Here is a 13,305-nt window from a genome sequence, read left to right as displayed (position 1 = left end):
CGGCAGTGTAAGAGACAAGTGGCAAGAAACACGACACCGGGCGCAACATGCCGTGGACGCCTCTGCCCCGGTTCCGCTCCCTGCCCGCCTTCCCCGCCTGCTGTCCAGGCGCGTTGAAGCTTGCATCCTGACGCCTGCAACTTAGAATCCGCGCATGTCCCTGCATCTGGTCCTGCCCGGCCTGCTCTGGCCGTCCTCCTCGACGATCCCTCCTCCACGCACGCCCGCGCTGGCGCTGCTGCTGGGCCGCGGCACGCGTTCGCGCCGCGCTGCGCGGGCACCGGAAGCGCTGCTGGCAGGACTTTTCGGGCTGGACGATGCGGCTCCACTGGCCGCGCTGCGCCGCGCGGGTCTGGGCGAAGAGCCGGATCGTCGCTGCTGGCTCGCTGCCGACGCCCTCCATCTGCGCTTCGCGCGCGACGCGCTCATGCTCACGGACCGGCCGGACGTGGCGCCTGACGCGCAGGAGGCGAGCGCGCTCGCCGCATCGTGGAATGCGCATTTCGCCAGCGTGGGCTGGCTGCATCTGCCGGCCGGCGGCCATGGCCATCTTGCGCTGCTTGAACCGATGGAAGTGGACACGGTGCCCCCCGGCGCCGCGCTCGGGCGCAAGCTCGATGCATCCATGCCCGGCGGACGCGATGCGCCCCGGCTCAGACAGTGGATGAACGAAACCCAGATGCTGTTGCACGGCCATCCGGTCAATGTCGAGCGCGAAGAAGCCGGCCGCCCGACCATCAACAGCCTGTGGTTCTGGGGCGCGGGTGCGCTGCCGGTCAGCGCGGCGGCACCCTGCCTGCAACTGTGGGCGGACGATGCGCTGGCACATGGCCTCGCCATGGCCGCCGGCTTGCGCGCCGCGCCGCTGCCGGAACGACCGGACGTGGCGCTGCAGGAGGGCAATATGGTGCTGCTGCAGGATGCGCTGCCCCCCGCGCTGTATCTCGATGCGGACGCGTGGACGCGCGCGGTGGAGGCGCTCGATGCGCGCTGGATCGCCCCGGCATTGCAGGCATTGCGGCGCGGCGATGTGCAGTCGGTCACCGTCACGCTGAGCGGCGACGACGGCGTGCTCGCCTGCACCACCGAACGCCGCGACCTGTGGAAGCTGTGGCGCCGCCCGCACCCCCTGGCCCCTGGCCCCTGGCCCCTGGCCTCCAGCCTCTAGCCCCCGGAATCGTGACCCTCATCCTGAACCGCCCCATCCCGCCACGCAGCTACGCCCTGCTCGAACAGCAGGGCGTGCATCCGCTGCTGGCACGTCTGTATGCCTCGCGCGGCGTGCAGGACCGCAGCCAGATCGACTATTCGCTGAAGGCCCTGCTGCCGCCCGATCTGCTCACCGGCGCGCACGACGCGGCGCAGATGCTGGCCGATGCGATCGAAGCCGATGCGCGGCTGCTCATCGTCGCCGACTACGACTGCGACGGCGCAACCGCGTGCGCGGTGGGCATGCGCGCGCTGCGCGCCATGGGCGCCAACGTGAGCTATCTGGTGCCCAACCGCTTCGAGTACGGTTACGGGCTGACGCCGGAAATCGTCGACCTGGCTGCGCATGCCGAACCGGACATCATCATCACGGTGGACAATGGCATCGCCAGCGTGGAAGGTGTGGCGCGCGCCAACGAACTGGGCATGTCGGTGCTGGTGACCGATCACCATCTGCCGGGCGAACACCTGCCGCAGGCCGATGTGATCGTGAACCCGAACCAGCCCGGCTGCGAGTTCCCGAGCAAGGCGATCGCCGGTTGCGGCGTCATGTTCTACGTCATGCTGGCCTTGCGTGCCGAACTGCGCCGGCGCGGCGCCTTCGCCGGGCGCGATGAACCCAATCTGGGCATGCTGCTCGATCTGGTCGCTCTGGGTACGGTGGCCGACGTCGTGAAACTCGACCACAACAATCGCGTGCTGGTGACCCAGGGCATGCAGCGCATCCGCTCGGGCAAGCTCACGCCCGGCCTGCGTGCGCTGTTCGCCGCCGCGGGACGCGATCACGCGCACGCCAGCGCCTTCGACCTGGGCTTTGCCATCGGCCCGCGACTGAATGCCGCCGGCCGGCTGTCCGACATGTCGCTCGGCATCGAATGCCTGATCACCGACGACTTCGCGCGCGCGCTCGGCCTCGCCCAGCAGCTCGACGCGATGAACCGCGAGCGGCGCGAGATCGAACAGGGCATGCAGGAGGAAGCGACCGCCCAGCTCGCCGGGGTGGACGTGGGGGAATCGAAATCGCTGGCCTTGTTCCATCCGGAGTGGCACCAGGGCGTGATCGGCATCGTCGCGTCACGCATCAAGGAAAGGGCGCACCGTCCGACCATCGCCTTCGCGCGCGGCAACGAGGGCGAAATCAAGGGCTCCGGCCGCTCGATACCGGGCCTGCACCTGCGCGACGCGCTCGATCTGGTATCCAAGCGCGAACCGGGGCTGCTCATCCGCTTCGGCGGTCACGCGATGGCGGCCGGGCTGACGCTGCGCGAGCATGATTTCGAGCGCTTCCGGGCCGCCTTCGAACAGGCGGTGACCGACATGGTGGAACCTTCCGCCCTCACCCGCACCATAGAAACCGATGGCGCGCTCGAAGCGTCGCTGATGAACCTGCAGGCGGCCATCCTGATCGAGGCGGAAACCTGGGGCCAGGGCTTCCCGCCGCCGGTATTCGCGGATCGCTTCGAAGTGCGCAACCAGCGGCTGCTGAAGGACAAGCATCTGAAACTGCTGCTTGCCAAGGACGGCCAGACCTTCGACGCCATCTGGTTCAACCGCGCCGAACCACTGCCCGGCGAGGTGACCGCCGCCTACCGGCTGGACATCAACGAATACCAGGGCGTGCGCCGCGTGCAACTGATGGTGGAGCACGCGGAACCGGCCTGAGCTTGACCCGGCGCAGCGCGAGTCCTGTGTCGTGAAACGTAACCTTGCCGCCTGAAGCTTCAGTCTTGAATCTTTCCGGGTCAGCGCAACCGGCCATCCGGTCGTTGCTGAATGCACGATGACCCGGATCGAAAAGGAGCCCCCCGTGTCGCACGATAGATTCTTCCGCCGCGAAATGAGCCGCCGCGACTTCCTGTGGCTGTCCGGCATCGCCGGCGCCGGCGTGGTCCTGCCGCAACTGTCCGGCTGCGCCACCGATCCCATCACCGGCCAGCAGGTGCTGGTCGGGCTGTCGGAACAGGACGAGATCGCACTCGACCGCAAGCAGTCGCCGCAGCAGTTCTCGGCCGACTATGGCGCGATCCAGGATCCGGAACTGAACCGCTATGTGAATGACGTCGAACTGTCGCTGGCGAAGAACACCCACCGGCCGGAAGTGCCGTACAGCGCGCGCGTCGTGAACGCGAACTACATCAACGCCTACACCTTTCCCGGCGGCAGCATGGCCTGTACCCGCGGCATCCTGCTCGAACTGGACAGCGAGGACGAACTGGCGGCGCTGCTCGGCCACGAAACCGGCCACGTGAATGCGCGCCACAGCGCGAAACAGGCGGGACGCGGCATGATCGCCCAGGCCGGCGCAATGGCGGTGAACGTGGCGGTCGCCATGTCGGACTATCGCGGCGCGGCCCCGCTGGCCAATATCGCCAGCCAGGTCGGCGCCAGCGCCCTGCTGGCCGGCTATTCGCGCGCCGACGAGAGGCAGGCCGACGCACTGGGTCTGGATTACATGACGCGCGCCGGCTACAACCCGGACGGCATGGTGGACCTGATGGACATGCTGCGCAGCCAGAACAAGAGCCAGCCCAGCATGCTGCAGACCATGTTCTCGTCGCATCCGATGTCGGACGAACGCTATGCCACGGCGCAACGCGAGGCGACCGACGCCTACGGCAGCTTCCGCGGCAACAAGCTCAAGCGCGAGCGCTACATGGACAACACGGCCCGGCTGCGCAGGATCGCACCCGCCGTCCAGGCGCAGCAGGAAGGCGAGTCGCTGATGGCGAAGAAATCGCTCGACGAAGCGGAATCGCGCTTCGCGCAATCGCTCAAGCTGGCGCCGGACGACTATTGCGGCAATGTGCTGATGGGCAAGTGCCTGCTGGCGCAGAAGCAATATGCCGACGCCGACCGGCATTTCGCGCGCGCGTCCGAAATCTACCCCGGCGAAGGGCAGGCCATGTACCAGCGCGGTGTATCGAAACTGGCCCTGGGCCGCGGCCCGGAAGCGCTGGCCGCATTCAATGCCTACGACAAGGTGCTGCCCGGCAATCCGACCACGCTGTTCCTGAAGGGCGTGGCTTACGAAACCATGCAGGACCGGCGCGCCGCCAGCCAGCATTACGCCGCCTACATCCGCAGCGGCAACAAGGATGCGCAGGCGCAATTCGCCTACCAGCGCCTGCAGGCCTGGGGCGCGGTCAAGAAATAGGACGCATCGGGAAACAGAACACCGTGTCGCGTGCGCGGCGGCGCAGGCAACGATATGGCCTCCAGCGTGCCGGCCCCGTTCCTGTCCGCCACCGCGGACACGCCGGCCCGCCCCTCCCTCACCAGTCTTCCGCGGCTGTTCCCGGCGCGGCCAAAGGCCGGAGGACAGCACCATCGGGACGCCCTCGGCATCGCGGAAACGGCCTTCTGCGGGCGCACGTCGCCGCATGATCCTGGTTGCAGCGCGCCTTGTGGCCGCGGACGGTCGAGGTTAGCATCCTCGCGCGCGAGGTGTGTGCGTGAGCGGACTACCGCCCGCGGTGGCGCACGCATGACGCGACCACAACCACGAGGAGGAAAACCATGTCTGAACAGAAGAACATGCAGCCGGCCCGACGCAGTTTCCTGGCCAAGGCTGCCGGCACTGCAGCCGGTACCGCAGCCGTCGCGTTCCCGAGCATTTCAGTCGCACAGTCCCCGATCACGCTTCGCTTCCAGTCGACCTGGCCGGCCAAGGACATCTTCCACGAATTCGCCCAGGACTACGCCAGGCTGGTCAATGACATGTCCGGCGGGCGGCTGAAGATCGAGGTGCTGCCGGCCGGCTCGGTGGTGAAGGCTTTCGATCTGCTGGATGCGGTGAACAAGGGCACGCTGGATGGCGGCCACGGTGTGATCGCCTACTGGTACGGCAAGAACTCGGCGCTGGCGCTGTGGGGCTCCGGCCCGGCTTTCGGCATGGACGCGAACATGCTGCTCGCGTGGCACGAATTCGGCGGCGGCAAGGCGCTGCTGGACGAGATCTACAAGAGCCTGAACATGGACGTCGTGTCCTACATGTACGGCCCGATGCCGACCCAGCCGCTGGGCTGGTTCAAGAAGCCGGTCACCCGGATAGAGGACATGAAGGGCCTGAAATACCGCACGGTCGGCCTGTCCATCGACGTGTTCACCGATCTGGGCGTATCGGTGAATGCGTTGCCCGGCGGCGAAATCGTGCCAGCCATGGACCGCGGGCTGCTCGACGCGGCGGAATTCAACAATGCCGCGTCCGACCAGGTTCTCGGCTTCCCGGACGTATCCAAGGTGTGCATGCTGCAGAGCTTCCACCAGGCCTCGGAACAGTTCGAAATCCTGTTCAACAAGAAGCGTCTCGATGCGCTGCCCGCTGACCTGCGTGCCATCATCAACAGCGCGGTGCCGGCGGCATCCGCCGAAATGTCCTGGAAGGCGATCGACCGCTATTCCACCGCCTACCAGGAAATGCAGGAAAAGCAGGGCGTGAAGTTCTACAAGACGCCCGACTCCATCCTGAAGGCGCAACTCGCCGCCTGGGACAAGGTTTCCGCCAAGAAGGCCGAAGAGAATCCGATGTTCAGGAAGGTGCTGGAATCGCAACGCGCCTTCGCTCGTCGCACGGCCAAATGGCAGAACGACACCACGGTCAATTTCAAGATGGCCTACGACCACTTCTTCTCGAAGAAGGGCTGAAGCAGAAGCCCGTCGCCGACCGGCGCCTCCAAAAGGGGCGCCGGTTTCCCATCCGCTCTCTGAAGAACGGGCGACCACCCGCGCCCGCACACGGCCATGCAGAAATTCCTACTCGGCGTCGATCGCCTGAACACATTCATCGGTCACGCCTTCGCGTGGACCATCGTCGCGCTGACCCTGCTCATCACCTGGGAGGTGTTTTCGCGCTACGTGTTGAACAGCCCGCATGCCTGGGTGTTCGACGCGACGTACATGCTGTACGGCACACTGTTCATGATGGCCGGCGCCTACACGCTGGCCACCTCAGGCCATGTGCGCGGCGACGTGCTGTACGGTTTCTTCCGGCCACGCACACAGGCCACGCTGGACCTCATCCTGTATTTCGTGTTCTTCGTGCCCGGCGTGGTCGCGCTGTGCTGGGCGGGCTGGCACTTCTTCACCGAATCGATGGCGATACAGGAGCGTTCGTCGGTGACATCCGACGGCCCGCCGGTCTATCCGTTCAAGTTCATCATTCCATTCGCCGGCGCAGCCCTGCTGCTGCAGGGTGCGGTGGAAATCCTGCGCTGCATCGTCTGCCTGCGCGACGGTGAATGGCCGTCGCGCACACACGACGTCGAGGAAGTCGATGTCGACAAGCTGCGCCACATGGTGCACGCCGATCTGCCGGAAGGTGAAGCGGGAGCCGCCAAATGAGGAAGGAACTGCGCTTCGGCTTCGGCCTGATGGCCCTCATCATCGCGGCCACCGCCGTCCTCATGCCGGCGCCGTCGGACTGGACCGGCGGCCACCTTGGCCTGCTCATGCTGGCGCTGGTGGTGGTGGCCATCATGCTGGGCTTCCCGACCGCCTTCACGCTGATGGGCATGGGCGTCATCTTCGCGTGGCTCGCCTATCGCATGCAGAACGCCGAACTGGCGACCCAGCAGACGCTGGACCTGATGGTGCAGCGCGCCTATTCGGTCATGACCAATGACGTGCTCATTTCCATCCCGCTGTTCGTATTCATGGGCTATCTGGTCGAGCGCGCAAACCTGATCGAAAAGCTGTTCAAGAGCCTGCATCTGGCCATGGCGCGCCTGCCCGGCTCGCTCGCGGTGGCCACGCTGGTGACCTGCGCCATTTTCGCGACCGCCACCGGCATCGTCGGTGCCGTCGTGACGCTGATGGGTCTGCTGGCATTGCCGGCCATGCTGCGCGCCGGCTACAGCGTGCGGCTTTCGGCCGGCGTGATCACGGCGGGTGGTTGCCTCGGCATCCTGATCCCGCCCTCGGTCATGCTCATCGTGTATGGCGCGACGGCCGGCGTATCGGTGGTGAAGCTGTATGCCGGTGCGTTTTTCCCCGGGCTCATGCTGGCAGGGCTGTACATGCTGTATGTCATCCTGATGGCGAAGCTGAAACCGGACACGGCACCGCCCCTGCCGGACGCGGAACGTCAGGTCGAACTGCCGCCCTCGCTCGCCCGCGTTGCGCGCGACCATGGCCGACGTGCCCTGCCCGCGCTGATCGCGGCGCTGAAAGGACCGCGCAACGCGGATACCAGCGCCGGCACTCTGCTGCGACAACTGTTCGTCACCCTGCTCCCGCTGATCGCGGTGGCGCTGGCGCTGGTCGCGGTACACGGCAATCTCACGCGCCCGGCGGCGGTGGAGGACGCGCTGCCGGACGGTCTGCAATCCTTCGACAGCGACTATTCCGGGGGCGAACTGGCCGAGCCGCCTGCGGCTGAAGAAAGTGGATTGCAGGAGCCGCCCGCAGACGACGGCGGGCTGCAGGAACCGCCGTCGTCCGACGGAGGCCTGACCGAGCCACCTGCCGACGGCACGGACCTGGCGGAGCCGCCGGGCGCCACGACGGCGCCGGATGAGCCCTCCCCCTCACTGAGCGAACCGTCCGCCGCCGATGGCGCCGCCACCGCGGTGCCATCCGAACGGCCGGCACCGCCCGGCTTCTGGATCGCGGTGGCCGTCTGCGCCGCCCTGCTGCTGGGCTACTACGCGCTGCTGAGCTTCGAGCGGCTGGAAATATTCAAGATGCTGCTGTCGTCCTTCTTTCCGCTCGCCGTGCTCATCCTGGCCGTGCTGGGCACCATCGTGTTCGGGCTGGCGACGCCCACCGAGGCGGCGGCGGTCGGCGCCTTCGGCGGCGCCCTGCTGGCCGCAGCCTATGGTCGGCTCAATTTCGGCGTGGTCAAGGAGTCGGTGTTCCTGACCGCCAAGACCTCGGCCATGGTGTGCTGGCTGTTCGTCGGCAGCGCCATCTTCTCGGCCGCCTTCGCGCTGCTGGGTGGTCAGGAACTGGTGGAGAAGTTCGTGCTGTCCATGGATCTGACGCCGATACAGTTCATGATCCTTGCGCAGTTCATCATCTTCGTGCTGGGCTGGCCGCTGGAGTGGACGGAAATCATCGTCATCTTCATGCCCATCTTCATCCCGCTGCTCGCCCACTTCAACATCGATCCGCTGTTCTTCGGCCTGCTGGTGGCCATCAATCTGCAGACCGCCTTCCTGTCGCCGCCGGTGGCGATGTCGGCCTTCTACCTGAAGGGCGTGGCACCGCCTCATGTGACGCTGAATGAAATATTCGCCGGCATGCTGCCCTTCATGGGCATACAGGTGATCGCGCTCATCCTGCTCTATCTGTTCCCCGGCATCGGCATGTGGCTGCCGAACTATCTGTACAACTGACAGCACCGGCACAGACGAAGGAACCCACGGCGCGCAAGCGCCGTGGGTCTTTTCAGACCCTAGAATGCTCACGATGCTCTCCGCCGAACACACCCGCCTGCTCATCCGCCTGCGCTGGACCGCCTTCGGACTGATCGCCGGCGCCTATGTGCTGGCTTTCTTCCACCGCACCGCGCCCGCCGCCATCGCCGCCGAACTGGCGCGCGATTTCCAGGTCGGCCCCGCGTCGCTGGGCATACTGGCGTCCAGCTATTTCTGGATCTACATGGTGATGCAGATCCCGACCGGCGTGCTGGCGGACACGCTGGGACCGCGGCGCATCGTCGCCCTCGGCGGCGTGATCGCCGGCATCGGTTCCATCCTGTTCGCGCTGGCCGACGGCCTGGGCGGTGCGCTGGCCGGTCGCACGCTGGTGGGGCTGGGCGTGTCCTTCCCCTTCATCGCCCTGCTCAAGATCAATGCCGCCTGGTTTCCGGAAAACCGCTTCGCGACGCTCAATGGCATCACCATGTTCATCGGCAATATGGGCGCGGCGAGCGCGGCCTTGCCACTGGCATGGATCGTGGCCCACGTGTCGTGGCGCACGGTATTCGTGGCGCTTGGCCTGCTGTCCATGCTGATCGCTCTGCTCACCTGGCTGCGCGTGCGCGACCGACCGGAGGATGCCGGCTTGCCGACCCTGCGCGAACTGGACGGCAAACCGGCACATCCGCCCATGCCGGTCGGCGACTGGAAGCTTGGCCTGAAACACGTGGCATCGAACCGCGCAAGCTGGCCCGGCCTGTTCGTGAATGCCGGCATTGCCGGCACCCTGTTTTCCTTCGCAGGTCTGTGGGGCGTGCCCTATCTCATGACCGTGCACGCGCTGCCGCGCGCTGTCGCCGCGCAGCATACGACCCTTGTTCTGGTCATGTTCGCGTTCACCTGCCTGGGTGTGGGTCGCCTGTCCGATCTGCTGCAGCGGCGCAAGCCTGTCATGCTGGGGTTCGGTGTGCTCTATCTGGTGGGTTGGCTGCCATTCGCGATCGGAGGGACGCTGCCACTGTGGGCGAGCTATGCCGCATGTGCGGTGATCGGCATTTCGGCCTCTTCGTTCTCGCTCACCTGGGCCTGCGCGAAGGAGGTGAACCCGCCGGCGCTGTCCGGCATGGCGACCAGCCTGGTCAATACCGGCTGCTTCCTGGGTGCCGCCCTGCTGCAGCCCCTGGTCGGCTGGGTCATCGAACTGCAGTCGCCCTCCATTGCGCATGCCACGCCCGCCGCCATGACGGACGGCATGCGCGTGCTGCTGGCGGCCGCCATCGGCGGTGTGACCGCGATGTTCTTCGTGCGTGAAACAGGCGGCCGCAACCTGACGGAGCGCACCGGATGAATGCACTGATGGGCCTGATGATTCAGGTCATGCTGCCGCTGTCGTTGCTGGTGGCGGCGGGCGGCTGGTGGGCTGCGCGCATGGGCGAGGGACACGACGCCGGCGTGCTGCGCGCGCAACTGAACCGGCTGGTGCTCTATGTGTTCTACCCGGCCATCCTGTTCGCGGTGGCCGCCACCACGCCGATCAGCCTGGATCTGCTGACCGTGCCCTTGCTGGTGGGCATAGGCACGCTGGCCAATGGCGCCCTGCTCTACCTGCTGCTGTGGAAAACCCGGCTCGGAGCCGGCCTGCACGACACCACGCGCGCCGCGCTCATGCTGGGAGGCATGTTCGGCAACACCTTCAATGTCGGGGCTCCGGTGCTGGAGTTCTTCTTCGGCCAGGGTGCGATGCGTTACGCCATCTTCAACGACATGTTCATGACCATGCCGCTGGTGTGGACGCTGGGCGTGTGGATCGCGACCCGGCTCGGCTCACATGCGGAAGGCGAACGGCCCGACGTGCTGCGCACCGTGCTCATGATGCCGCCGATCTGGGCCTTCCTGCTGGGCATGGGGGCGCAGTATGCCGACCTGGCCTATCCGCCACTGGTCCAGGCGGCGCGCTTCATCGGTCAGGCCGCCATTCCGGTCATCATGTTCGTGCTGGGCATGACCATTCCCTGGCGCCGCCTGGTGCCGCGCACCGAAGTGCTGGTGGCGTCCGCGGTCAAGCTGCTGGTGGCGCCGCTGCTGGTGTGGGGGCTCGTGCACCTGGTGTCCGGCTCGCCCAACGAGGCGCAGCGTGCCTCGCTGGTCGAATGCGCCACACCCACCTTCATGACGTCGCTGTTGCTGGCCGAGCGTTTCCGCATCGACGCCGCCGCATCCGCGTTGCTCATCGGCTGGAGCACCCTGCTGTTCTGGCTGTCACTGCCCCTGCTGCTGAGCCTCGGCCTGTTCGGCTGATGCGCTGACGCTTGCCTCGTGCGGCCGGGCGCGTTCGATCACCGCGCCGGCGATGCGCCGACCCAGCGTCAAGCCGTCCTCGTTGTCGTGCCGGAAGTGGATGCCACCATACAGGCGCGACATGGCCGCCTGTTCCGCCTGCGCATTGAAGCGTGCCGCCCGGTCCGGCATGTAGTGGCCGAGCACCCGGCCGGCAGCACCGCTGGTGGCGGCATGCCCGGACACATAGCCGGGAAAGGGGGGCGTCAGGATGGCCGGCTTGTAGTCCACACCGAGCAACTGCTTCGCGGCAGTGACCGGGCGCACCGACCAGTAGTAGTACTTCACGTCCCACGCGACGATGAATACGTCGGCCATGGCCATGTTCAGATCGGCGAACAGATCCAGCGCCTGCCTCGCATCGGCGAGCGGCCGCTCGGCCAGCGCATCGAGCGCGATCTGGTTCCAGTGACCGGGAGGCGTGACCGAGCCGTGCCCGTCCACCCAGTGTTCGGCGATCGCCCGCTGTTCCGGCGTCAAGGCACGCTGCACATCGATCACCTCCTGCAGGTCCTTCAGGTAGGCGGGTGAGCCGTAGCGCGGCGGCACCGGACGCAAGGCATCAAGGTCCTGGGGCACCCATGTGCGCCAGAGCGGCGCGAAGGGCTCGGACGGCGGGAAGTAGAAGTACTGCGGCGTCGGCTCCCAACTGCCCGGGCCGTAGTAGCGTCCTTCACCGTACCACTGCAGTCGCACGCCGTTCCAGCCGTGCTGCGCGCCATCCGAATCGCCATAGGCAACGAGCTGTCGCCCCACCTCGTAGCCGAGTGACAGCGCGCGCGCGCTCGCCTCGTCCGGCTTGTCGCGCGCGTGTCCGCGATGGCGGGCGGCCAGTTCGAACACGATGCGATCGAAGGCGCGCTCTTCGGCGTTGAACAGATAGCCGAGCACATGGGCTGCGGCCATGGACTGCGCCAGCGCGACGTCCTCGCCGCAGGTCTGCGCAGCCAGTGCCGCATCGCGCATGGCCACGTGCATCAGCGCCAGCCCGCGCGCCGCGCGCGTCGGCGACGCCTTGTGCTTCACGTGCATGGCAAGCTGCAGCCGCGTCCAGGCCAGACCCGGCGGCTCCTTGTCCCACGCCTTCGCCATGGCGGCCGCTTCGTTGCGCGCCTTGTCCCAGTCGTGGAATACCGATACCGGCATCAGCGCGCGTCCCGCGTGCGCGCCGGCCAGCGTTGCGCATTCTCCGCGCGCGACCTGGGTATCGTGCAGCTCGACCGCATGAGCCGGCGACGCCAGCGCGATCAGCAGGGTGAACATGAGGCCGCCGTGCCGGCGGACTCCATCAAGTGGATTTCTCATTCGGTTTCACTGTGCGGCGGGCAACAAGGCCTCGCGATGAAGAATCCGGGCCAGCGTCCACGCGTCGCGCCGGTCGCCGTCCAGCTCAGCAGGATCGGCACCGCGCGCGATGAGCAGCTTGATGGCGGACGCCTGCGCGCCCAGTACAGCCTGATGCAGCGCCGGACAGGCCGGAGAACCGGCGGAGACCGACGCGCCGGCATCGAGAAGAGAACGCATGACGTCGAGATGGCCGCGCCAGCTCGCCGCGGCCAGCGCGGTGCAGCCATTGTCGTCGACCGCATCGACGCGGGCCCCGGCGCCGATCAACTGATCGACGATGCGCAGATGGCCTTGCGCGGCCGCATTGTGCAGCGGGCGCAACTGGCGTCCCGGCAGCGGTGCGTCGGCCGGGACGCCGGCGAGCAGCAACTGCTTGACGACATAGCCGTCGCCGATGCCGGCGTACTGCACCAGCGCACCGCTGTCCGCCTTCACGCGGGCCGCTTCGAGTGCGTGCCGTGCGGCCTCGCGGTCATCGGCCAGCGCGGGCGCGACCAGCATCGCCACCAGCCATCCCGCCACCACGCGCATGCCATCGGCCCTATTGCGCATGTTCGCCCTCCCCCTGGGCGCTGCTGCCCGCCCACGCCCTCACCTGACGCGCCACCTCGTCCGGACTGCGTCCCAGTCCGGCACGGCGCGTGGCAATGCGGCCATCCGGATGCAGGGCAAAGCGCGCCGGCACGCCGGTCAGGCCCAGCGTGGCGAGCACGCCGGGATTCTGCGCACGCAGCCAGCGCACGTCGCCGAGGCCGACGTAGGCGCTGCGCAGCGCGTCGAACTGTTGCGTCGTCCCCACCACCAGCACCACCACATTGCTGCCGAAGCGTTCGTTCTTCGAGCCCAGCGCATCCAGAAAGCGACGTGCGCTCGGCAGTCCGCCATCGACCACGGCAAGCACCCAGTTGCCGCCCTGACCGAGCTCGCTGCCGGTCACCGGCACGGCATCGGCGTCGAGCGCATCGAAGTCCGGCAGATGAAGCTCCGCGGCACCGGGCGCGGACACCCATGTCAGCGTCGCGGCAAGGGTGACGGAAAGCAGGATCTTGTTCAT

Annotated in this window: 11 protein-coding genes; 8 read left to right on the top strand and 3 right to left on the bottom strand. The window is 67.1% G+C overall.

Features of this window, described 5'->3' with window-relative positions:
• Positions 1-154 precede the first annotated feature (154 nt).
• The 8 genes from A3Q7_RS0118650 to A3Q7_RS0118615 all read left to right on the top strand — a co-directional run bounded on the left by A3Q7_RS0118650 (position 155) and on the right by A3Q7_RS0118615 (position 10,865).
• Positions 155-1,168 (top strand): hypothetical protein, encoded by a 1,014-nt coding sequence (locus A3Q7_RS0118650; RefSeq protein WP_018413434.1) that lies wholly within the window; start codon positions 155-157, stop codon positions 1,166-1,168.
• 11 nt (positions 1,169-1,179) lie between these two features.
• Positions 1,180-2,871 (top strand): single-stranded-DNA-specific exonuclease RecJ, encoded by a 1,692-nt coding sequence (recJ, locus tag A3Q7_RS0118645; protein ID WP_018413433.1) that lies wholly within the window; start codon positions 1,180-1,182, stop codon positions 2,869-2,871.
• Positions 2,872-3,016: 145 nt separating this feature from the next.
• Positions 3,017-4,363 (top strand): M48 family metalloprotease, encoded by a 1,347-nt coding sequence (locus tag A3Q7_RS0118640; protein WP_026225018.1) that lies wholly within the window; start codon positions 3,017-3,019, stop codon positions 4,361-4,363.
• A gap of 362 nt (positions 4,364-4,725) precedes the next feature.
• Positions 4,726-5,853 carry a TRAP transporter substrate-binding protein gene (locus A3Q7_RS0118635; RefSeq protein WP_018413431.1) on the top strand — a complete coding sequence of 376 codons (1,128 nt, stop codon included), beginning with the start codon at positions 4,726-4,728 and terminating at the stop codon, positions 5,851-5,853.
• A 96-nt stretch (positions 5,854-5,949) separates the two neighbouring features.
• Positions 5,950-6,549, top strand: coding sequence for a TRAP transporter small permease subunit (locus A3Q7_RS0118630; RefSeq protein ID WP_018413430.1), 600 nt, complete (start codon positions 5,950-5,952; stop codon positions 6,547-6,549).
• Positions 6,546-8,543, top strand: a complete 1,998-nt coding sequence (locus tag A3Q7_RS0118625; protein WP_018413429.1) for a TRAP transporter large permease subunit — start codon at positions 6,546-6,548, stop codon at positions 8,541-8,543. The genes A3Q7_RS0118630 and A3Q7_RS0118625 overlap by 4 nt, the downstream gene beginning before the upstream one ends.
• A 73-nt stretch (positions 8,544-8,616) precedes the next feature.
• Positions 8,617-9,915, top strand: coding sequence for an MFS transporter (locus A3Q7_RS0118620; protein WP_026225017.1), 1,299 nt, complete (start codon positions 8,617-8,619; stop codon positions 9,913-9,915).
• Entirely contained in the window at positions 9,912-10,865 is a 954-nt protein-coding gene (locus A3Q7_RS0118615; RefSeq protein WP_018413427.1) for an AEC family transporter, read from the top strand. The genes A3Q7_RS0118620 and A3Q7_RS0118615 overlap by 4 nt, the downstream gene beginning before the upstream one ends.
• Here the strand turns inward: A3Q7_RS0118615 and A3Q7_RS20355 are convergent.
• From A3Q7_RS20355 to A3Q7_RS0118600, 3 genes are read right to left on the bottom strand one after another with little or no spacing between them, the layout of a single operon-like run.
• A complete protein-coding gene (locus A3Q7_RS20355; RefSeq protein WP_018413426.1) occupies positions 10,827-12,167 on the bottom strand; it encodes a vanadium-dependent haloperoxidase in 1,341 nt (446 codons plus the stop codon). The genes A3Q7_RS0118615 and A3Q7_RS20355 overlap by 39 nt on opposite strands.
• A 48-nt stretch (positions 12,168-12,215) precedes the next feature.
• Positions 12,216-12,803 carry an ankyrin repeat domain-containing protein gene (locus A3Q7_RS0118605; RefSeq protein ID WP_157278241.1) on the bottom strand — a complete coding sequence of 196 codons (588 nt, stop codon included), beginning with the start codon at positions 12,801-12,803 and terminating at the stop codon, positions 12,216-12,218.
• Entirely contained in the window at positions 12,793-13,305 is a 513-nt protein-coding gene (locus A3Q7_RS0118600; RefSeq protein WP_018413424.1) for a hypothetical protein, read from the bottom strand. Before A3Q7_RS0118600 ends, A3Q7_RS0118605 begins: the two co-directional genes overlap by 11 nt.

This window comes from Methyloversatilis thermotolerans (assembly GCF_000372885.1).
Lineage (GTDB): Bacteria > Pseudomonadota > Gammaproteobacteria > Burkholderiales > Rhodocyclaceae > Methyloversatilis > Methyloversatilis thermotolerans.
This window is presented reverse-complemented; position numbering and strand designations above follow the sequence as displayed.

Bases quoted from the DNA above. Each gene is read 5' to 3' on its own strand.
- A3Q7_RS0118620 (WP_026225017.1), top strand. From the start codon at position 8,617: ATGCTCTCCGCCGAACACACCCGCCTGCTCATCCGCCTGCGCTGGACC.
- A3Q7_RS0118605 (WP_157278241.1), bottom strand. From the start codon at position 12,803: ATGCGCAATAGGGCCGATGGCATGCGCGTGGTGGCGGGATGGCTGGTG.
- A3Q7_RS0118615 (WP_018413427.1), top strand. From the start codon at position 9,912: ATGAATGCACTGATGGGCCTGATGATTCAGGTCATGCTGCCGCTGTCG.
- A3Q7_RS0118625 (WP_018413429.1), top strand. From the start codon at position 6,546: ATGAGGAAGGAACTGCGCTTCGGCTTCGGCCTGATGGCCCTCATCATC.
- A3Q7_RS0118630 (WP_018413430.1), top strand. From the start codon at position 5,950: ATGCAGAAATTCCTACTCGGCGTCGATCGCCTGAACACATTCATCGGT.
- A3Q7_RS20355 (WP_018413426.1), bottom strand. From the start codon at position 12,167: ATGTTCACCCTGCTGATCGCGCTGGCGTCGCCGGCTCATGCGGTCGAG.
- A3Q7_RS0118635 (WP_018413431.1), top strand. From the start codon at position 4,726: ATGTCTGAACAGAAGAACATGCAGCCGGCCCGACGCAGTTTCCTGGCC.
- A3Q7_RS0118600 (WP_018413424.1), bottom strand. From the start codon at position 13,305: ATGAACAAGATCCTGCTTTCCGTCACCCTTGCCGCGACGCTGACATGG.
- A3Q7_RS0118650 (WP_018413434.1), top strand. From the start codon at position 155: ATGTCCCTGCATCTGGTCCTGCCCGGCCTGCTCTGGCCGTCCTCCTCG.